At 32.1% G+C, this 20237-nt stretch carries 19 protein-coding genes and 4 pseudogenes; 8 read left to right on the top strand and 15 right to left on the bottom strand.

Going from position 1 to position 20237, the window contains the following annotated elements:
• Window positions 1–352 (bottom strand): annotated as a pseudogene (locus LQ615_RS07395) (IS6-like element IS257 family transposase); the annotation flags it as partial.
• A 35-nt stretch (window positions 353–387) separates the two neighbouring features.
• On the opposite strand from LQ615_RS07395, the gene LQ615_RS07390 reads away from it, so the two are divergent.
• The 3 genes from LQ615_RS07390 to LQ615_RS07380 all read left to right on the top strand — a co-directional run bounded on the left by LQ615_RS07390 (window position 388) and on the right by LQ615_RS07380 (window position 2882).
• Entirely contained in the window at window positions 388–777 is a 390-nt protein-coding gene (locus LQ615_RS07390) for a hydroxymethylglutaryl-CoA synthase (RefSeq protein ID WP_020444595.1), read from the top strand.
• An 836-nt stretch (window positions 778–1613) separates the two neighbouring features.
• A complete protein-coding gene (locus LQ615_RS07385; protein WP_000958858.1) occupies window positions 1614–2357 on the top strand; it encodes a glycerophosphoryl diester phosphodiesterase in 744 nt (247 codons plus the stop codon).
• 96 nt (window positions 2358–2453) lie between these two features.
• Window positions 2454–2882: a MaoC family dehydratase gene (locus LQ615_RS07380; RefSeq protein WP_000872606.1), complete on the top strand. Its 429-nt coding sequence runs from the start codon at window positions 2454–2456 to the stop codon at window positions 2880–2882.
• A gap of 45 nt (window positions 2883–2927) precedes the next feature.
• Here the strand turns inward: LQ615_RS07380 and mecA are convergent, their stop codons facing one another.
• Entirely contained in the window at window positions 2928–4937 is a 2010-nt protein-coding gene (gene mecA, locus LQ615_RS07375) for a PBP2a family beta-lactam-resistant peptidoglycan transpeptidase MecA (protein WP_063852655.1), read from the bottom strand.
• Between the two features lie 96 nt (window positions 4938–5033).
• Here mecA and mecR1 point away from each other — a divergent pair, with 96 nt between their 5' ends.
• Both mecR1 and mecI read left to right on the top strand, forming a co-directional pair.
• Complete coding sequence (gene mecR1 / locus LQ615_RS07370) at window positions 5034–6791, top strand: beta-lactam sensor/signal transducer MecR1 (RefSeq protein ID WP_000952923.1); 1758 nt, start codon at window positions 5034–5036, stop codon at window positions 6789–6791.
• Window positions 6791–7162 carry a mecA-type methicillin resistance repressor MecI gene (gene mecI / locus LQ615_RS07365; RefSeq protein ID WP_000369214.1) on the top strand — a complete coding sequence of 124 codons (372 nt, stop codon included), beginning with the start codon at window positions 6791–6793 and terminating at the stop codon, window positions 7160–7162. Before mecR1 ends, mecI begins: the two co-directional genes overlap by 1 nt.
• 84 nt (window positions 7163–7246) lie before the next feature.
• On the opposite strand, the gene psm-mec is transcribed toward mecI, so the two are convergent.
• Complete coding sequence (gene psm-mec, locus LQ615_RS07360; protein WP_014532405.1) at window positions 7247–7315, bottom strand: phenol-soluble modulin PSM-mec; 69 nt, start codon at window positions 7313–7315, stop codon at window positions 7247–7249.
• A 319-nt stretch (window positions 7316–7634) separates the two neighbouring features.
• On the opposite strand from psm-mec, the gene LQ615_RS07355 reads away from it, so the two are divergent.
• Window positions 7635–8783 carry an ROK family transcriptional regulator gene (locus tag LQ615_RS07355; protein ID WP_000427807.1) on the top strand — a complete coding sequence of 383 codons (1149 nt, stop codon included), beginning with the start codon at window positions 7635–7637 and terminating at the stop codon, window positions 8781–8783.
• 113 nt (window positions 8784–8896) lie between these two features.
• Here LQ615_RS07355 and cstB read toward each other — a convergent pair.
• Both cstB and LQ615_RS07345 read right to left on the bottom strand, forming a co-directional pair.
• A pseudogene (cstB, locus tag LQ615_RS07350) lies at window positions 8897–10231 on the bottom strand (persulfide dioxygenase-sulfurtransferase CstB).
• Between the two features lie 33 nt (window positions 10232–10264).
• Window positions 10265–11329: a DsrE/DsrF/DrsH-like family protein gene (locus tag LQ615_RS07345; protein ID WP_000438836.1), complete on the bottom strand. Its 1065-nt coding sequence runs from the start codon at window positions 11327–11329 to the stop codon at window positions 10265–10267.
• Between the two features lie 135 nt (window positions 11330–11464).
• Here LQ615_RS07345 and cstR point away from each other — a divergent pair, with 135 nt between their 5' ends.
• Together cstR and LQ615_RS07335 are read left to right on the top strand one after the other, a co-directional pair.
• The gene (gene cstR, locus LQ615_RS07340) at window positions 11465–11725 is read left to right on the top strand and encodes a persulfide-sensing transcriptional repressor CstR (protein ID WP_000220507.1); all 261 of its coding nucleotides are present in this window, start codon (window positions 11465–11467) and stop codon (window positions 11723–11725) included.
• Window positions 11725–12363: pseudogene (locus LQ615_RS07335) on the top strand (sulfite exporter TauE/SafE family protein); the annotation flags it as partial. The gene cstR and the pseudogene LQ615_RS07335, both read left to right, overlap by 1 nt.
• A 273-nt stretch (window positions 12364–12636) precedes the next feature.
• On the opposite strand, the gene LQ615_RS07325 reads toward LQ615_RS07335, so the two are convergent.
• The 10 genes and pseudogenes from LQ615_RS07325 to LQ615_RS07285 form a co-directional block, all read right to left on the bottom strand.
• Window positions 12637–13254 (bottom strand): CadD family cadmium resistance transporter, encoded by a 618-nt coding sequence (locus LQ615_RS07325; protein ID WP_000562107.1) that lies wholly within the window; start codon window positions 13252–13254, stop codon window positions 12637–12639.
• Between the two features lie 80 nt (window positions 13255–13334).
• Window positions 13335–15749 carry a cadmium-translocating P-type ATPase CadA gene (locus LQ615_RS07320; RefSeq protein ID WP_000378485.1) on the bottom strand — a complete coding sequence of 805 codons (2415 nt, stop codon included), beginning with the start codon at window positions 15747–15749 and terminating at the stop codon, window positions 13335–13337.
• Window positions 15742–16107 (bottom strand): ArsR/SmtB family transcription factor, encoded by a 366-nt coding sequence (locus LQ615_RS07315; RefSeq protein WP_000159127.1) that lies wholly within the window; start codon window positions 16105–16107, stop codon window positions 15742–15744. Before LQ615_RS07315 ends, LQ615_RS07320 begins: the two co-directional genes overlap by 8 nt.
• Window positions 16108–16344: 237 nt before the next feature.
• Window positions 16345–16722, bottom strand: a complete 378-nt coding sequence (locus LQ615_RS07310; protein WP_001041908.1) for a DUF6262 family protein — start codon at window positions 16720–16722, stop codon at window positions 16345–16347.
• A gap of 6 nt (window positions 16723–16728) precedes the next feature.
• A complete protein-coding gene (locus LQ615_RS07305; protein WP_239703777.1) occupies window positions 16729–18621 on the bottom strand; it encodes a site-specific integrase in 1893 nt (630 codons plus the stop codon).
• Window positions 18617–18697, bottom strand: a pseudogene (locus LQ615_RS13585) (site-specific integrase); the annotation flags it as partial. The pseudogene LQ615_RS13585 and the gene LQ615_RS07305, both read right to left, overlap by 5 nt.
• A gap of 118 nt (window positions 18698–18815) precedes the next feature.
• A complete protein-coding gene (locus tag LQ615_RS07300) occupies window positions 18816–19139 on the bottom strand; it encodes a JAB domain-containing protein (RefSeq protein WP_000088091.1) in 324 nt (107 codons plus the stop codon).
• Complete coding sequence (locus tag LQ615_RS07295) at window positions 19132–19338, bottom strand: hypothetical protein (RefSeq protein WP_001077283.1); 207 nt, start codon at window positions 19336–19338, stop codon at window positions 19132–19134. The genes LQ615_RS07300 and LQ615_RS07295 overlap by 8 nt, the downstream gene beginning before the upstream one ends.
• A gap of 1 nt (window position 19339) precedes the next feature.
• Window positions 19340–19861: a DUF1643 domain-containing protein gene (locus tag LQ615_RS07290; protein WP_000836008.1), complete on the bottom strand. Its 522-nt coding sequence runs from the start codon at window positions 19859–19861 to the stop codon at window positions 19340–19342.
• Between the two features lie 18 nt (window positions 19862–19879).
• Window positions 19880–20191 carry a DUF960 family protein gene (locus LQ615_RS07285; RefSeq protein WP_000833212.1) on the bottom strand — a complete coding sequence of 104 codons (312 nt, stop codon included), beginning with the start codon at window positions 20189–20191 and terminating at the stop codon, window positions 19880–19882.
• Between the last annotated feature and the right edge of the window lie 46 nt (window positions 20192–20237).

Genomic DNA, 20237 nt, shown 5'->3' with positions numbered 1-20237 from the left:
TGATAAACGCATATGCTGAATGATTATCTCGTTGCTTACGCAACCAAATATCTAATGTATGTCCCTCTGCATCAATGGCACGATATAAATAGCTCCATTTTCCTTTTATTTTGATGTACGTCTCATCAATACGCCATTTGTAATAAGCTTTTTTATGCTTTTTCTTCCAAATTTGATACAAAATTGGGGCATATTCTTGAACCCAACGGTAGACCGTTGAATGATGAACGTTTACACCACGTTCCCTTAATATTTCAGATATATCACGATAACTCAATGTATATCTTAGATAGTAGCCAACGGCTACAGTGATAACATCCTTGTTAAATTGTTTATATCTGAAATAGTTCATACAGAAGACTCCTTTTTGTTAAAATTATACTATAAATTCAACTTTGCAACAGAACCGTATTATGGAATAGAGATGTTGGTAACATTTATACAGGATCATTATACTTAAGTTTAATTTCGTTATTACAGAACCACACATTCCAACCAGAAGAGAAAGTATGTCTATTTAGTTATGGTTCAGGAGCAGTAGGAGAAATCTTTAGTGGTTCAATCGTTAAAGGATATGACAAAGCATTAGATAAAGAGAAACACTTAAATATGCTAGAATCTAGAGAGCAATTATCAGTCGAAGAATACGAAACATTCTTTAACAGATTTGATAATCAAGAATTTGATTTCGAACGTGAATTGACACAAGATCCATATTCAAAAGTATACTTATACAGTATAGAAGACCATATCAGAACATATAAGATAGAGAAATAAACTAGTGGCCGATTGTGCTTGATGAGCTTGGGACATAAATCCTAACTCGAAATAAATAAGCATATCACTAAACTGATTTTTTAAAGTTTACAGTGATATGCTTATTTTTTTATCTTACGATTTTGTACGTGCATGCTTGCCTAGGGGTATGGCTCGAGCCATTAGTCTCTCGCACATACTATTCCCTCAGGCGTCAGCACTTACAAAATCGGTTGTAATTTTCATTTTTATACGCATTCTTACTGAGATTATACTAATAAGAGGAATAGTAAAAGCAATTCTAAGTAAAATTGCAGATAAGAGGTTTGTTAAAAGCAGTTCTAAGTAAAATTGCAGATAAGAGGTTTGTTAAAAGCAGTTCTCAGTAAAATTACAGATAAGAGGTACGTTAAAAGCAGTTCTAAGTAAAATTGCAGATAAGAGGTTTGTTAAAAGCAGTTCTAAGTAAAATTGCAGATAAGAGGTAAGTTAAAAGCAGTTCTAGGCAAAATTGCAGATAAGAGGTGCGTTAAAAGCAGTTCTCAGTAAAATTGCTGATAAGGGGTAAGTTAAAAGCAATCCTAAGTAAAATTGCAGATAAGAGGTAAGTTAAAAGCAATCCTAAGTAAAATTGCAGATAAGGGGTACAGAAAAACTAGACTTGATTACAAAATGGAGCTTGGGACATAAATGATTTTTTAAAAATGAGATGAGACGTAGATTAACTCCATAATCAATACGAATCTATCGACTTCTTTATTTATGATATTCATCTCTTTTTAATGGAAATAAAAGTGCGATTAATGTGATAATACAGTTACGTTAATTAAAAAAATAAAAATGCAAGGAGAGGTAATATGCTAACTGTATATGGACATAGAGGATTACCTAGTAAAGCTCCGGAAAATACAATTGCATCATTTAAAGCTGCTTCAGAAGTAGAAGGTATAAACTGGTTGGAGTTAGATGTTGCAATTACAAAAGATGAACAACTGATTATCATTCATGATGATTATTTAGAACGGACTACAAATATGTCCGGGGAAATAACTGAATTGAATTATGATGAAATTAAAGATGCTTCTGCAGGATCTTGGTTTGGTGAAAAATTCAAAGATGAACATTTGCCAACTTTCGATGATGTAGTAAAAATAGCAAATGAATATAATATGAATTTAAATGTAGAATTAAAAGGTATTACTGGACCGAATGGACTAGCACTTTCTAAAAGTATGGTTAAGCAAGTGGAAGAACAATTAACAAACTTAAATCAGAATCAAGAAGTGCTCATTTCAAGCTTTAATGTTGTGCTTGTTAAACTTGCAGAAGAAATCATGCCACAATATAACAGAGCAGTTATATTCCATACAACTTCGTTTCGTGAAGACTGGAGAACACTTTTAGATTACTGTAATGCTAAAATAGTAAACACTGAAGATGCCAAACTTACTAAAGCAAAAGTAAAAATGGTAAAAGAAGCGGGTTATGAATTGAACGTATGGACTGTAAACAAACCAGCACGTGCAAACCAACTTGCTAATTGGGGAGTTGATGGTATCTTTACAGACAATGCAGATAAAATGGTGCATTTGTCTCAATAGAAAGTTAGAGGTGAGTCTTACGTTTCAGTGACGGTAGACTTACCTTTAACATGTTACATACTAAAAAATTAATTTGAATAAGAAAGAGAGACATATATGAAATACGATGATTTTATAGTAGGAGAAACATTCAAAACAAAAAGCCTTCATATTACAGAAGAAGAAATTATCCAATTTGCAACAACTTTTGATCCTCAATATATGCATATAGATAAAGAAAAAGCAGAACAAAGTAGATTTAAAGGTATCATTGCATCTGGCATGCATACACTTTCAATATCATTTAAATTATGGGTAGAAGAAGGTAAATACGGAGAAGAAGTTGTAGCAGGAACACAAATGAATAACGTTAAATTTATTAAACCTGTATACCCAGGTAATACATTGTACGTTATCGCTGAAATTACAAATAAGAAATCCATAAAAAAAGAAAATGGACTCGTTACAGTGTCACTTTCAACATACAATGAAAATGAAGAAATTGTATTTAAGGGAGAAGTAACAGCACTTATTAATAATTCATAATAAAACAGTGAAGCAACCATCGTTACGGATTGCTTCACTGTTTTGTTATTCATCTATATCGTATTTTTTATTACCGTTCTCATATAGCTCATCATACACTTTACCTGAGATTTTGGCATTGTAGCTAGCCATTCCTTTATCTTGTACATCTTTAACATTAATAGCCATCATCATGTTTGGATTATCTTTATCATATGATATAAACCACCCAATTTGTCTGCCTGTTTCTCCTTGTTTCATTTTGAGTTCTGCAGTACCGGATTTGCCAATTAAGTTTGCATAAGATCTATAAATATCTTCTTTATGTGTTTTATTTACGACTTGTTGCATACCATCAGTTAATAGATTGATATTTTCTTTGGAAATAATATTTTTCTTCCAAACTTTGTTTTTCGTGTCTTTTAATAAGTGAGGTGCGTTAATATTGCCATTATTTTCTAATGCGCTATAGATTGAAAGGATCTGTACTGGGTTAATCAGTATTTCACCTTGTCCGTAACCTGAATCAGCTAATAATATTTCATTATCTAAATTTTTGTTTGAAATTTGAGCATTATAAAATGGATAATCACTTGGTATATCTTCACCAACACCTAGTTTTTTCATGCCTTTTTCAAATTTCTTACTGCCTAATTCGAGTGCTACTCTAGCAAAGAAAATGTTATCTGATGATTCTATTGCTTGTTTTAAGTCGATATTACCATTTACCACTTCATATCTTGTAACGTTGTAACCACCCCAAGATTTATCTTTTTGCCAACCTTTACCATCGATTTTATAACTTGTTTTATCGTCTAATGTTTTGTTATTTAACCCAATCATTGCTGTTAATATTTTTTGAGTTGAACCTGGTGAAGTTGTAATCTGGAACTTGTTGAGCAGAGGTTCTTTTTTATCTTCGGTTAATTTATTATATTCTTCGTTACTCATGCCATACATAAATGGATAGACGTCATATGAAGGTGTGCTTACAAGTGCTAATAATTCACCTGTTTGAGGGTGGATAGCAGTACCTGAGCCATAATCATTTTTCATGTTGTTATAAATACTCTTTTGAACTTTAGCATCAATAGTTAGTTGAATATCTTTGCCATCTTTTTTCTTTTTCTCTATTAATGTATGTGCGATTGTATTGCTATTATCGTCAACGATTGTGACACGATAGCCATCTTCATGTTGGAGCTTTTTATCGTAAAGTTTTTCGAGTCCCTTTTTACCAATAACTGCATCATCTTTATAGCCTTTATATTCTTTTTGTTTTAATTCTTCAGAGTTAATGGGACCAACATAACCTAATAGATGTGAAGTCGCTTTTTCTAGAGGATAGTTACGACTTTCTGTTTCATTAGTTGTAAGATGAAATTTTTTTGCGAAATCACTTAAATATTCATCCATTTTTTTAACGGTTTTAAGTGGAACGAAGGTATCATCTTGTACCCAATTTTGATCCATTTGTTGTTTGATATAGTCTTCAGAAATACTTAGTTCTTTAGCGATTGCTTTATAATCTTTTTTAGATACATTCTTTGGAACGATGCCTATCTCATATGCTGTTCCTGTATTGGCCAATTCCACATTGTTTCGGTCTAAAATTTTACCACGTTCTGATTTTAAATTTTCAATATGTATGCTTTGGTCTTTCTGCATTCCTGGAATAATGACGCTATGATCCCAATCTAACTTCCACATACCATCTTCTTTAACAAAATTAAATTGAACGTTGCGATCAATGTTACCGTAGTTTGTTTTAATTTTATATTGAGCATCTACTCGTTTTTTATTTTTAGATACTTTTTTTATTTTACGATCCTGAATGTTTATATCTTTAACGCCTAAACTATTATATATTTTTATCGGACGTTCAGTCATTTCTACTTCACCATTATCGCTTTTAGAAATATAACTGCTATCTTTATAAACTTGTTTGAAATTTTTATCTTCAATTGCATCAATAGTATTATTAATTTCTTTATCTTTTGAAGCATAAAAATATATACCAAACCCGACAACTACAACTATTAAAATAAGTGGAACAATTTTTATCTTTTTCATCAATATCCTCCTTATATAAGACTACATTTGTAGTATATTACAAATGTAGTATTTATGTCAAAATAATGTTATAATTTTTGTGATATGGAGGTGTAGAAGGTGTTATCATCTTTTTTAATGTTAAGTATAATCAGTTCATTGCTCACGATATGTGTAATTTTTTTAGTGAGAATGCTCTATATAAAATATACTCAAAATATTATGTCACATAAGATTTGGTTATTAGTGCTCGTCTCCACGTTAATTCCATTAATACCATTTTACAAAATATCGAATTTTACATTTTCAAAAGATATGATGAATCGAAATGTATCTGACACGACTTCTTCGGTTAGTCATATGTTAGATGGTCAACAATCATCTGTTACGAAAGACTTAGCAATTAATGTTAATCAGTTTGAGACCTCAAATATAACGTATATGATTCTTTTGATATGGGTATTTGGTAGTTTGTTGTGCTTATTTTATATGATTAAGGCATTCCGACAAATTGATGTTATTAAAAGTTCGTCATTGGAATCGTCATATCTTAATGAACGACTTAAAGTATGTCAAAGTAAGATGCAGTTCTACAAAAAGCATATAACAATTAGTTATAGTTCAAACATTGATAATCCGATGGTATTTGGTTTAGTGAAATCCCAAATTGTACTACCAACTGTCGTAGTCGAAACCATGAATGACAAAGAAATTGAATATATTATTCTACATGAACTATCACATGTGAAAAGTCATGACTTAATATTCAACCAGCTTTATGTTGTTTTTAAAATGATATTCTGGTTTAATCCTGCACTATATATAAGTAAAACAATGATGGACAATGACTGTGAAAAAGTATGTGATAGAAACGTTTTAAAAATTTTGAATCGCCATGAACATATACGTTATGGTGAATCGATATTAAAATGCTCTATTTTAAAATCTCAGCACATAAATAATGTGGCAGCACAATATTTACTAGGTTTTAATTCAAATATTAAAGAACGTGTTAAGTATATTGCACTTTATGATTCAATGCCTAAACCTAATCGAAACAAGCGTATTGTTGCGTATATTGTATGTAGTATATCGCTTTTAATACAAGCACCGTTACTATCTGCACATGTTCAACAAGACAAATATGAAACAAATGTATCATATAAAAAATTAAATCAACTAGCTCCGTATTTCAAAGGATTTGATGGAAGTTTTGTGCTTTATAATGAACGGGAGCAAGCTTATTCTATTTATAATGAACCAGAAAGTAAACAACGATATTCACCTAATTCTACTTACAAAATTTATTTAGCGTTAATGGCATTCGACCAAAATTTACTCTCATTAAATCATACTGAACAACAATGGGATAAACATCAATATCCATTTAAAGAATGGAACCAAGATCAAAATTTAAATTCTTCAATGAAATATTCAGTAAATTGGTATTACGAAAATTTAAACAAACATTTAAGACAAGATGAGGTTAAATCTTATTTAGATCTAATTGAATATGGTAATGAAGAAATATCAGGGAATGAAAATTATTGGAATGAATCTTCATTAAAAATTTCTGCAATAGAACAGGTTAATTTGTTGAAAAATATGAAACAACATAACATGCATTTTGATAATAAGGCTATTGAAAAAGTTGAAAATAGTATGACTTTGAAACAAAAAGATACTTATAAATATGTAGGTAAAACTGGAACAGGAATCGTGAATCACAAAGAAGCAAATGGATGGTTCGTAGGTTATGTTGAAACGAAAGATAATACGTATTATTTTGCTACACATTTAAAAGGCGAAGACAATGCGAATGGCGAAAAAGCACAACAAATTTCTGAGCGTATTTTAAAAGAAATGGAGTTAATATAATGGATAATAAAACGTATGAAATATCATCTGCAGAATGGGAAGTTATGAATATCATTTGGATGAAAAAATATGCAAGTGCGAATAATATAATAGAAGAAATACAAATGCAAAAGGACTGGAGTCCAAAAACCATTCGTACACTTATAACGAGATTGTATAAAAAGGGATTTATAGATCGTAAAAAAGACAATAAAATTTTTCAATATTACTCTCTTGTAGAAGAAAGTGATATAAAATATAAAACATCTAAAAACTTTATCAATAAAGTATACAAAGGCGGTTTCAATTCACTTGTCTTAAACTTTGTAGAAAAAGAAGATCTATCACAAGATGAAATAGAAGAATTGAGAAATATATTGAATAAAAAATAAAATTGTTGTGTTTACAACAATACATAGAAAACAGAGGAAACAATCAAGTCGTTGAATATTTCCTCTGTTTTTTAGTTGAAAAAATTAACCGAAAGCCTGAATGCAAGTCTTGATTAAATCAATAATGCTTGTAATAACACCAGTGAAATCCATATGCATACCCTCTTTCTATTTAAGATACATTAAGTATAATATCAAACAAATAAAAAATGTTAAAAATTCCCTAATTGGCTATTTAGATTGCATAAATGTCAAAAATTTGAAAAACATACAACGACTTTGCATAAAAAATCGTCATATTGGAAATACGTAATTTATTGAAATAATAAAAAAAATAAAAGAACGAAGATGATAACCTAAGTGAGGTTTTAAGTTGTTCTAAGGTTTAATTTAATTTATGTTAAAATAGTTGGTATAAAAATACATGATAAACTATAAACTAAATTCAAAATAACTTATGGGGTAGGCAATTATGGAAAATATTTTAAATATAAATGATAATGAAAAAAGAGTGCTAAGGGAAATTTATAACCATCATAATATTTCGCGTACTCAAATATCTAAAAATCTTGAGATTAATAAGGCAACGATTTCTAGTATTTTGAATAAGTTAAAGTATAAATCTCTTGTTAATGAGGTTGGTGAGGGTGATAGCACGAAGAGTGGTGGTAGAAAACCTATTCTTCTGAAGGTTAATCATCTTTATGGTTATTTTATTTCTTTGGATTTAACTTATAGTTCTGTTGAAGTGATGTACAATTATTTTGATGGTAATGTCATTAAGCATGAATCTTATGATTTACCTGATGAAAAGGTTAGTAGTATATTAAGCATAATAAAAAAACATATTGATATTCAGGAGAAACTTGATACTTATAACGGACTATTAGGTGTGTCTGTTTCTATACATGGAGTTGTGGATAATGAGCAGCATGTGACATATTTACCATTCCATGAAACTGAAGGAATTTCAATTGCTAAGAAAATAAAAGAAATTACTAATGTTCCAGTCGTAGTTGAAAATGAAGCGAATCTTTCAGCGTTATATGAACGTAATTTTAATCATAATTTATCCTACAATAATCTTATTGCTTTAAGTATACATAAAGGTATTGGTGCTGGGCTTATTATTAATAATCAATTGTATCGTGGTGCAAATGGGGAAGCGGGTGAAATTGGAAAAACACTTGTCTCAAAAGTTAGCGATAATGTGGAGATCTTTCATAAGATTGAAGATATTTTTTCACAAGAAGCTTTACTGCATAATTTAAGTAATCAACTAAATGAGAAGATGACGCTTAGCAAATTAATTCAATTTTATAATGAAAAAAATCCAGTCGTAGTTGAAGAAATGGAACAATTTATAAATAAAATTGCTGTTTTAATACATAATTTAAACACCCAGTTTAATCCGAATGCAATTTACATTAACTGTCCATTGTTCAATGAAATGCCTGAAATATTAGAAGCAATTAAGAACCAGTTCAAACAATATTCACGTAACGAAATTCAAATAAAGTTAACATCTAATGTCAAATTTGCAACTTTGCTAGGTGGTACATTAGCAATTATCCAAAAAGTACTACAGATTAATGATATTTACTTAGATATAAAAGCATAAAAAACTAATTCAAATGAATAATCAAAGTTCGTAATTGTCTTTATAAAAAAATCCCTCAATCCGAATTGAATTTTCGGATTGAGGGATTTTTATAGTTCTATTGCAGAAGAAAACTATTTTAAAAATGCTGGTAAATGTTGATAGCCACCTCTAACGTTAACAATATTCGTAAATCCTTTATATTCTAATATTCCTACCGCTATTGAACTTCTAACACCTGATTGACAATGTACATAAATTAGGTCATTTTTATCGAAAGGTATATCTTCATTTAAAAGTTTACCGTGAGGAATATGAATTGCTTGTTTTAAATGACCTTTACGCCATTCATCATCATTACGAACATCTAATACATTATGTTCTTCACCAGTCATTTCAGAACTATGAATAGATGATGTGACGATATTTGTTTGTGGCAAACGGTAACTTTTTACATTTTCAAAACCAATTAATTGTAAAGCATGAATAGCTTGTTGAACGGTAGATTTATCGCCAATTAATTCAATATCTTAGTCATAATCTAAATACCAACCAATTTGATTTATAAAAGTTTTATTAAAAGGAATATTGATAGTTCCATGCATATGACCACCATGGAATGCTTCTTTACTTCGAAGATCAAAAGCAGTTTGTGTATTGCTTGAACTAGGGTAAACATTATATGGTTGGTACATTTGCATACCAAATTGATTTATTTTTTTCATTTGTGAAAAATGGTGTGGTGGAGCTGGCTGATTGAGTGTTAAAGTTTCGATAAATGAAGTTTCATCTTTAACATTAAAAGCCCAGTTGTTTATTTTCTCATAACCCAAAGTAGTTGTAGGTAATGAACCTAGCGCTTTACCACAAGGACTCCCTGCACCATGACCTGGCCAAATTTGAATATAGTCTGGTAATGTTGCAGCAAATTGTATGGACTGATACATTTGTTTTGCTCCGATTTTTGTAGAACCTTCAACATTTACAGCTTTTTCTAATAGATCTGGTCTACCTACATCACCAACAAAGATGAAGTCACCGCTAAATAATCCCATTGGTATACTGGAACCCCCACCTTCGTCAGTAAGTAAAAAACTAATACTCTCAGGGGTATGGCCTGGAGTGTGTAAGACTTCTAATTTAATCTTTCCTAAATAGATAATATCTTGATGCTTAACGAAATGTGTTTGTTTAGGCATATTTTTATAATTAAATTCATCTTTACCTTCATCAGATACGTATATACTTGCATTCAATTTATTTGCCACATCTCTAATACCTGAAGCAAAATCAGCATGAATATGTGTTTCTGCAGCTTTAGTAATTGTGAATCCTTCTTTATCTGCAACTTTTAAATATTTTGTTAAATCTCGTATAGGGTCAATAATCATTGCTTCTCCTGTACGTTGACATCCAATTAAATAAGATGCTTGTGAAAAATTGTCTTCATAAAATTGTTTGAAAAACAAAAAAAAACTCCTTTTTAAAATAGATTTTATTGATTAGATAAATAAGTTATGATTTGCTTGCTCAGTATGTCCAATATAAGTACCTACGCCACCATAATCGACTTCATCTCTTAATTCTTCTTTTGAAATTCCCATAACATCCATACTCATGGTACAAGCAATTAACTTTATATCTTGATCGATTGCTTGATCGATAAGTGAGTATAAAGAATCAACATTTTTCTTGTTCATTACATAACGCATCATAATATTACCTAGTCCAAACATATTCATTTTTGATAATGGCATATGTATTGGATCCTTAGGTAACATAAGGTCAAACATTTTGGAAATACCTTTCTTTTTAACGCGAGTTGATTGCGCTTTTTTTAATGCGTTGAGGCCCCAAAAAGTAAAGAAAATAGTTACATCTTTACCTGCTGCTTTAGCGCCATTTGCGATGATCATTGCTGCTACTGCCTTATCTAACTCACCGCTAAATAAAACAATTGTTGTACCTGTAGCAGTGTCATTGATTTCAAATTCTTTTGGCTTTTCTTTTTGAATAATTGCATTAATTACATTTGCTTCTTCAGTAAGATTTACAAGGGTATTCCCTGTTTGTTTCGCCCAACTTTTAATATCACTATTGAAACCAGGATCTGTAACTGTTACCTCGATTTGCTCACCCGTTGAAATATTGTTAATTTCTTTACTGATATTAACAATAGGTCCAGGGCACTGAAGACCTCTAAAATCAAATTGTTTACGATTCTCTTTGATTTCAATATCTTTTTCTATTAAAGGAGCACTATTGAAGTTCTTTGCTTCATAATCTTTATATCCACCCTTTAAATTCACGACATCATAACCTTGTTTGGCTAAATAATCGCAAGCTTTAGTGCTTCGGTTACCGCTTTTACAATGTATATAATACGTTTTGTTGCTATTCTTATTGAATGATTTAATCTCTTCTACTGGGTGTAAAGTTGAACCGTTAATGTGTCCTAATTCATATTCTTCTTTTGTTCTAACATCAATCAATTGACCCATTTTTGCCAATTTTTCTAATTCTTCTTTGTTTAATGAATTAATGTGTACTTCTTTGTATTGTTCCATACTTACCTCCTATAAATACCTATGAGGGTATAATAAAACGGATAGAATCATTTGCCAAATACCTATAGGGGTATTTGACAATTTTGTTTTAATTTATTATTATTAACTTAATCAATTTATGTGGAGGAAATGAATATGACTTATGATAAAAAAATGATTAATCGTATAAATAGAATACAAGGTCAATTAAATGGTGTCGTAAAAATGATGGAAGAAGAAAAAGATTGCAAAGATATAATTACGCAACTTAGTGCATCTAAAGGTTCTATACAACGTTTAATGGGGATTATAATTAGTGAAAATTTAATAGAATGCGTTAAAACAGCAGAAGAAAATAATGAAAGTTCTCAAGAATTAATTAATGAAGCAGTTAATTTATTAGTTAAAAGTAAATAATGGATATAGCAAATATGACTATTATGTTGCTAATTGGCGTACTGGGTGGATTTATATCTGGATTAATAGGTATTGGGGGCGCAATTATTATTTACCCAGCTATTCTTATATTGCCACCATTAATAGGTATACCTGCGTATAGTGCATATATTGCTTCGGGACTTACCTCTAGTCAAGTATTTTTCAGTACACTTAGTGGATCATTAAATGCAAGAAAACAACCAGCTTTCTCTCCTAAACTTGTTATATATATGGGAGGGGGTATGTTGATTGGAAGCATGTTAGGGGCAATTTTAGCTAGTTTGTTTAATGCTACTTTTGTAAATACGGTATATGTAATAATCGCCATACTTGCTTTAATATTGATGTTTATTAAAGTTAAACCTACTACACAAGAGACGAAATCTAAACCTTTGCTATTTATTATAGTTGGATTTGGAATTGGTGTAATTTCGGGAATTGTGGGTGCAGGTGGAGCATTTATCATCATTCCTGTATTATTAGCATTATTTAAATTACCAATGAATACGGTAGTGAACAATAGCATAGCAATTGCTTTTATATCTTCAGTAGGGGCATTTTTTATAAAATTAATGCAAGGATATATACCAGTAGAAAGTGCAATTTTTTTGATAATTGAATGATGATCATTTTCTGAAAATATTATGTGGTCATATAATATAATACCCATCATTTCACTAATCTCTTTTATTCTCTGAGTTATTTTGATATCTCCTGGAGAAGGTGTCGGATCTTATCAAGAGTAAATTATGAAAAAAATGGTTTAAATCAATGTTCTTACTTTAAGTACATGTGTTTAACGTAAATGATAATTAGTTAAATATAAAAAGGTTATCCCAATCAATAGGATAACCTCTTTATACTTTACTTTATGGTTTGGATTCGCCACTTCAAAGAAGAAATGAAATCAGAGCATTGAATGTTCCATTTTCAAACAATATATAAATACCTAGCCCAATGAATACAATTGGTACAATCCAACGTTCATATTTCTCAATTGTTTCCGATATAAAATCGAAGGAAGCTAGACGGTAACTGACATAGCACAAAACTCCAACCATAATTAGAAAGACAATAGTGACAATAAAGATTTCAGACATACTTAAGGTCGTGAAGTACGGTATATAAATGGAAAAGTCATCCGCACTGGAAGCCAATACGATGAAAATCATCGTCAAAAATAACTGATTAAATTTTCCAGAGGAGAATAAAGATAAAATGCTACTTTCATCTTCATCCTCTTCTCCTTTAATCCATATTTTCACGCCTAGGTAAAGTGGTAAAAGTCCAAGTAGTCCGATAACCCATTGCTGAGGAATTAAATTTACAACCCCCTGTGCAACTAAAAGACTTGCTCCTATCACAATTGCAGTCCCTATATATTGTCCTATCCAAATATGTTTTACCTGACCTTTTTTTACTTGCGAAAACAAAAGAATTAATATGACGAGATAATCAATTCCTGTTGCTACATATACCGCAGTAGCCGTCAGTATCGTCGCGATCATTTTATCATCTCCAAATATTTTAGGGATAGGACTTTTCTTCAAAATGAAAAGTCCTTCCGTAAATTGCACACATATAGTACCTATTTATCCTTCACTCTCATCAGTCGCAAACTATTTAATGCTACCAAAATAGTGGCTCCCATATCGGAAAGAATCGCAATCCAAAGGGTTAGCCAGCCTGGAATAACCAATAGTAAGGCAATTATCTTAATTCCGATGGCAAACGTGATGTTCGCTTTGATGATATTTAGCGTTTTCCTGCTAAGTCTTACTGCAAATGGAAGCTTACTTAAATCATCTCCCATTAATGCAATATCAGCTGTCTCGATGGCAGTATCTGTTCCAGCACCGCCCATTGCAATGCCAACAGTGGATGCAGCAAGTGCAGGAGCATCATTGACGCCATCGCCAATCATAGCTACATTACCATGCTCGGCTTTCATTTTTTTAATATAGTCCAACTTATCCTGTGGCAACAATTCGGACTGAATATCAGAAACGCCTACATGAGCACCGATTGCTTCTGCGGTACCTTGATTATCACCTGTCAGCATAATTGTTTGCTTGATTCCTAACTGATGAAGTTTTAGAATCACATTTTTACTTGTTTCGCGGACCTCATCTGCTACAGCAATCACGCCGAGGATTGTTTGGTCCGTTCCAATAATCATGGCCGTTTTCCCTTGGTTTTGTAAAACTTTCACTTTATTTTCAAACTCAAGGCTAAAATCGGAAACATTTAATTCTTTAAAAAGCCTTGGACTGCCAATGTAATAGGTTGTTCCATCTATATTCCCTTGAATGCCCCGACCTGTAATAGAAGTGAAGTCCTTCACTCTAACATCGGAATAAGTAATATTATCTTGCTCTGCTTTCTTCATTATTGCTGAAGCAAGTGGATGTTGTGATCGATATTCTAAAGCTGTAATAATGGAAAACAGCTCTTTTTCTTCCACTTGATCATTTAACACTTTAAAATCTGTTACCACTGGTACACCTTTTGTCAGTGTTCCTGTTTTATCAAATGCGATTGCCTTAATGGCTCCTAATTCCTCTAGATAGACACCGCCTTTAATCAACACACCTTTTTTAGCTGCATTTCCAATTGCCGAGACAATCGAGATTGGAGTAGTAATAACTAATGCACACGGACATCCAACTACAAGTACCGCTAATCCTTGATAAACCCAAGTATCCCAACTTCCACCAAAGAATAAAGGTGGAACGACTGCAACGAGCGCCGCAATAACCATAATGATCGGCGTATAATATTTCGCAAATTTATCTACGAATGCTTGCGCTGGAGCGCGCTCCCCTTGTGCTTCCTCAACCAGATGAATAATCTTGGAGATAGTTGTATCCTCTACGTATTTGGTGATTTTTACTTCAAGTAGTCCCTCTTCGTTAAGCGTGCCTGCAAATACTTCATCATCTACCGTTTTGGCAACAGGGACAGATTCTCCTGTTATAGCAGCCTGGTTGACAGCCGACACACCATTTATAATGATCCCATCCATGGCAATTTTCTCCCCTGGTTTGACGATCATAATATCACCCACGGCAATATCGTCCACATGGATCATTATTTCCTGACCATTCCGCCTAACAAGTGCTTCTTTTGGGGCAATATCCATCAATGAACGAATGGACTGTCTTGCTCTATCCATAGAAAAACGTTCAAGTGCTTCACTGATTGCAAAGAGAATGACAACAATGGATGCCTCTGCCCATTCACCAATGATGGCAGCTCCAATAACTGCAACGGTCATCAGGGTTTTCATGTCGAAATCAAAGCGTATCAAATTTTGAAAACCAACTTTAAATAGTGAATATCCGCCAATTACAATCGAACTTACAAATAACATGGACGTTACAAGGTTATCTTCTCCATTTACAAAGTGAGAAAGGTAACCAAAAGCAATCAGTAATGTGGCAAACAGCAATGTGCTGTGTTTTTTATAAAACGGTATTTTCTCTTCTTTAGGAGCCTTAGTGTCTTCTTTGACCGCTTGTATCGATGGATTCGCCAGTTTTTCAGGAATTACCTTAAGATTCTCGAAAGCACCTGCTTTTTCAAGCTCTTCAACCGATGCGTTTCCATATACATCAATTTTAGAAGCGCCAAAGTTCACTTTTGCATCCTGAACTCCAGCTAGTTGTTTTACATTTTTTTCAAACTTCCCAGCACAGTTTGCGCAAGAAAATCCCTCCACACGGTAAACATTTTTATCTTCTGTTACCACTGGTTCGACCCTTCTTCTAGCCTTCTCTGGTGCCACTTTAAGATTCTCGAAAGCACCAGCCTTTTCCAGATCTTCAACGGTTGCACTGCCAAAGACATCAATTTTGGAAGCTCCGAAATTGACTTTAGCATCATGCACCCCTGATAGTTCTTTTACATTTTTTTCAAACTTCCCAGCACAATTCGCACACGAGAAACCCTCCACACGGTAAACCTGTTTATCTTCTGTTAATGTTTTTGTTGAACTATCCAATACTAGCAACCTCCCTTTGATGCAAGAAAGCTTTTTCTACAAGCTGTTTAACATGCTCATCATCTAGTGAATAATAGACTAATTTTCCTTCTTTACGGTATTTTGCTATACCTAAATTTTTCAATAATCTTAAATGATGGGATGCCGTAGCCGTTGAAGATTCAATGATATTAGCTACATCACAAACACATAACTCTCCCTCTAAAGACAAAACATAAGCAATTTTAACTCTTGTATCATCTGATAGAGCCTTAAAAACTTTCGCTACATCCATAGGATTCTGTTTAGCAAGGTCTTTTTTAGCCCTGTTTACCTTATCTTCATGAATATAGGTAACTTCACACATATCTTTTGTCATAATTACCCTCCTTATTCAAATGACTGTTTGTTTGATGATTATAATATATCCCACTATAAACAAATAGTCAAATGATTGTTTGAATGATATATAATTAATATTAAAAAGGATTGGTTTCTAATGTTAGAAACCAATCCTTTCGGAGATTTTAACCAAATTTTAAAGTATCTTAAACATAACTGCCCCGTTAGTTTAAGTGCATCCTTTCACAATCTGTCTACAGATTAATAATAAAAACTACTCTTTATTATACAGATCTCCATATAATTTTTGAATTTGGTTCTGTAATTTTTTATTTTCTTTTTCTAATTCCATAACTCTTCTTTTTAAGGTTTTTATAAGGATTTCCTCCGAACGAGAACTTTTCTTGGGTTTTGAGACTACATTTGATGTTATTTGACGCTCACGAAGGGATTCGATTCTTTGCCTAATATCGTGTTCCTTATAAAGCCATGATTTAGAAACATTAGCTTCCTTTGCTATTGAATTAAAATTAATAGCTTTACCTTCAATCGAAAATTTAGAAATCGCTTTGTCTACTTTTTCTCTTGTCTTTTGTGATTTCTGCTTCGCCAAACGTACAATTTCTGTTGTATTTCTAACTTGTTTATTCATTGATAATTACCCCGTTAAACTTCCAATGATTTGTTCTAAACGCTCTTTAATACGGCTATTAGTCTCTATTTGTCTTTGCCATTGTTTATCCTTTGCTATGGTTAATAACTCTTCTGTACGCTCTAACTGTTCTTCGTGCTGTGGTAAGAATTGCTTACTGGTACAGAAGTGAGTGCAATCTAAGCATGCATTCGCATGTGGACAACCACCTGCTATTACTGGCAATCTACAATAACCATTTGGAAGCACTTGTGCATTTATATTTTTCTTGAACCATTGAAGCTCTACATCATCGACTTCACTATCATCATCTAGATTGAGCACATCTCCATTATTGGTAACCAGTTTTTCTTGAAATTTAGTAAATTCATTTTTTAGAGTTTCATCAAAGATATGAGCGTATCTGCTTGTCATTTCTGGGCTTTCATGTCCCAAAAATTTCTGCACAATATGCTGGGGCACCCCGTTGTTAATCATTCTTGTTCCTACTGAATGGCGAAAGGCATGGGCATGGAATCTATAAATCTCGCCTAATTTATCCACTATATTTTGCTCATAAGCTAATTTATTTAATTCGCCTCTAAATGTTTCTTGTTTTAATGGCGATCCATCTTTTCTTGGAAAGAGGTATTCACTATCTGGAAATTCCTCTGAAACTTTATCTTCCCGAACTTTAATAAGTAAAACTACCTCTTTAGATATTGGAACTATATGCTCCTTTTTCATTTTCCATTGATAATACTTTAAAAAGTAATCTCCATCTTTGTCCTCTAATAAACAGCCTTTTTTCAAGGTGCACAATTCACTTATCCTCATTCCACATTCTTGAACAATCATAGTCATCGTAGCTATATATTCGGGTAATTTATCAAGATGACTGTTCAATTGCTCTAGAACGAATTCGTCTATAAAGCGAGGTTTTGCTCTTGGTATTTTCGGATAGTCCTCGGGATAAATTAATAATTTGGAAGGAACATCATCCCATTCTAGCCTATGAAGGGTACTAAATAGTCCTTCCAATATAGAGATCCTCCCAGTTATTGTACTAGGTTTTATCCCCATCATGTTTAGTTCACTTAAATATGCTTCAATTTCCACTCTCGTTAATTGGTGTACTCTCTGAACGTGTTTAAACTTTATGTCCAGAAAATTAAAGAACTCTTTAAGTTTTTGGGCAATATCACTTACATAGGAAAAGCTATCCATGTTCAATCTTAACTTACAATATCTTTTTACAAGCTGTTTAAAATATGTATTCCGAAACCCTTTAAAGTTAATTGTATATTCATATTGTGTTGGGTTAACCTTATCATCTGGCAAAGGTAAGTTTCGTCTATCCCAAACGTCTTTATCCCACTCCTCTCCATCAAAATAAAAATCCTCATAAAACTCAATAAATTGTTTAAGATTAGTAACATAGTAAGAATTAGCTTTTACAGGTGTTTTTTCTTGATTAGCAGTAATCTTATAATTAGTGGTGGTAATTCTAACACCCTGTTTTGTCAAATATGTTCTATACTCCGTCATTGCTTTATCAATAGGAACTTCAGTAATTGAAGTAATGCTGGGATACTTTAAATCTAAAAAATCCAACATTTTATTAATTACTGTTCCTTTTCTAATCAAGACAGTTTTTGCATTCCATATTCCATTGTTTAAATGGTAAAAATAAAAATATTTCAATTCTGTTCTTAACCACAGATTTTTAACACGTTCAAAACGAACCCAACGATTTCTTAAAGCAGGATTCTTACTTAATTCTATGGCAGAAGGATGTGGACATTTTCTTATATCCCAACTATTATTAGCCCAAAACCCTTGCATTTCTTCATTCATTACAGCTATTTTTTTGCTGATCTCACTCTGACTGATAATTTTCCTTTTACTAGAAGCATTCATTTAGCTGGTATTCTTTATCTAGTAATAAATACAATGGATACGGCTTATTCTCCACTTCTATCCTTTGAACCCTCACACGCGCCCCCCTCTTTAAACACTTTAAGTACTACAAATTATAAACCTTGTTAATTTTTATTTAAAGTAAAATCTCCCTTTAACATCTCCTCCTGAACTACTTTAACTACTATTATTTATTATACTATGGTTAATATGTCTCCACTTGGGTGGTTATGGCCAATAATCATACCCGTTGCGTTACTTAATATGGCTGTTTTAAATATTTCTCGAGGATGTATAACCGCAAAATTAATGGTTCCTATAGAGACGGTTTCAATATGTGTAGGTTCATTTTTGCTATTCAAGCAAATTAAAATGAAGTGTTCTCGGTCAGCATTTCCTATGAAGTCACGCATAATATCAGCAGCGTCTTTTGGTTCTTCAATACGTCTTTTTAAATACCAAAGTGTATCTTCTTTAACCATTTGGACTTTGACAACATCTATTCTTTTTCTACTCATTATGGATAAGCTCTATACTTTCTATTAAGTCAGGGTGAACAATGGATGTGATAGAATCATCATTCATATAAATGGAATATAGCTCATCTAATTCTGAATTATTTTTTTTGTTTGATGAAAAGGCGATAATGCCTTTAATAACATCGATGTGTGGTTGATGCATTAAATATTGGTATACTTCTTTCCATGTTTGATTCATTCTATTTAGTCTCCTTTAATGGTTTAATTGTCCATGCCTTTCTAGCGTATGGATTTAATGGATGCATGATTTCATTTGTTTGAGGATTTGTTAATATACTGATTTTCTTACTGTGAGGTTTTAACATGTCTAATACTTCATTCACTCGATTTTCCACAAGAGGTTTTTTTCCGTAGGAACCCCAAGCCAATAAAACACTATCGGCTTCTTTGACAGCTTTCATAATGTGAATATCCGTGTGCTTGTCATGGCTGTTTTCGATATGTTTTAAATTAATGGGGGTATCAATATTTGAAAAAAGATTTATAAAATTAACGCCACCATATTCATCTTTTTCAGCTACTTTATTGACAATAAGTTGTGTTGTAAGGTCAACGTTGATAACACCATCATAATGAGGATACATCGTTATAATTGTAAGTACTTCTTTATCAATATCCCAAGTTTTCTTGAGAAGATAACGATGCATTTTATCCTGACTAAATATCGCTTCAGTTTCTAATACACTTTTGATTGATTTCATTTTATCTAACTCCTTTATTTAATATTCTTCAGGTAACAACATGACGTAATAAGAAAGGTCTACATCATCTTCTCGGATAATGTAGACCTTATTAATATTGATAGCTTTTGAATAATTTGCCTTATGAATTTTTACGTACTCTGGACGTTCTTGCTTATGTTTGATATATAATTGACTATTATGCATATTGAACTGGAATATATGAAAGTAATCAATCTCTTCTAGTTCCTTGAATTGTTCGTTTTCGCGTTGCGCTACAAGTTTCCATAACTGTTGCTGCAACATTGCTGGCAAGTAATTGGCAATACTACGTGTAATATAACGTTTCATGCTCATTTCTCCTTTTCTATATCTTTCATTATTGTAATAACTTCTG

This window comes from Mammaliicoccus sp. C-M13 (genome assembly GCF_022386845.1).
Taxonomy (GTDB): Bacteria; Bacillota; Bacilli; order Staphylococcales; family Staphylococcaceae; genus Mammaliicoccus; species Mammaliicoccus lentus.
The sequence above is the reverse complement of the archived record's forward strand: the minus strand, read 5'-3'. Positions and strand labels throughout refer to the sequence as shown.

Coding starts and splice junctions, on each gene's coding strand:
- LQ615_RS07385 (WP_000958858.1), top strand. CDS start 1,614: ATGCTAACTGTATATGGACATAGAGGATTACCTAGTAAAGCTCCGGAA.
- LQ615_RS07380 (WP_000872606.1), top strand. CDS start 2,454: ATGAAATACGATGATTTTATAGTAGGAGAAACATTCAAAACAAAAAGC.
- mecI (WP_000369214.1), top strand. CDS start 6,791: ATGGATAATAAAACGTATGAAATATCATCTGCAGAATGGGAAGTTATG.
- LQ615_RS07355 (WP_000427807.1), top strand. CDS start 7,635: ATGGAAAATATTTTAAATATAAATGATAATGAAAAAAGAGTGCTAAGG.
- LQ615_RS07345 (WP_000438836.1), bottom strand. CDS start 11,329: ATGGAACAATACAAAGAAGTACACATTAATTCATTAAACAAAGAAGAA.
- cstR (WP_000220507.1), top strand. CDS start 11,465: ATGACTTATGATAAAAAAATGATTAATCGTATAAATAGAATACAAGGT.
- LQ615_RS07325 (WP_000562107.1), bottom strand. CDS start 13,254: ATGATCGCGACGATACTGACGGCTACTGCGGTATATGTAGCAACAGGA.
- LQ615_RS07315 (WP_000159127.1), bottom strand. CDS start 16,107: ATGACAAAAGATATGTGTGAAGTTACCTATATTCATGAAGATAAGGTA.
- LQ615_RS07310 (WP_001041908.1), bottom strand. CDS start 16,722: ATGAATAAACAAGTTAGAAATACAACAGAAATTGTACGTTTGGCGAAG.
- LQ615_RS07305 (WP_239703777.1), bottom strand. CDS start 18,621: ATGAATGCTTCTAGTAAAAGGAAAATTATCAGTCAGAGTGAGATCAGC.
- LQ615_RS07300 (WP_000088091.1), bottom strand. CDS start 19,139: ATGAGTAGAAAAAGAATAGATGTTGTCAAAGTCCAAATGGTTAAAGAA.
- LQ615_RS07295 (WP_001077283.1), bottom strand. CDS start 19,338: ATGAATCAAACATGGAAAGAAGTATACCAATATTTAATGCATCAACCA.
- LQ615_RS07290 (WP_000836008.1), bottom strand. CDS start 19,861: ATGAAATCAATCAAAAGTGTATTAGAAACTGAAGCGATATTTAGTCAG.
- LQ615_RS07285 (WP_000833212.1), bottom strand. CDS start 20,191: ATGAAACGTTATATTACACGTAGTATTGCCAATTACTTGCCAGCAATG.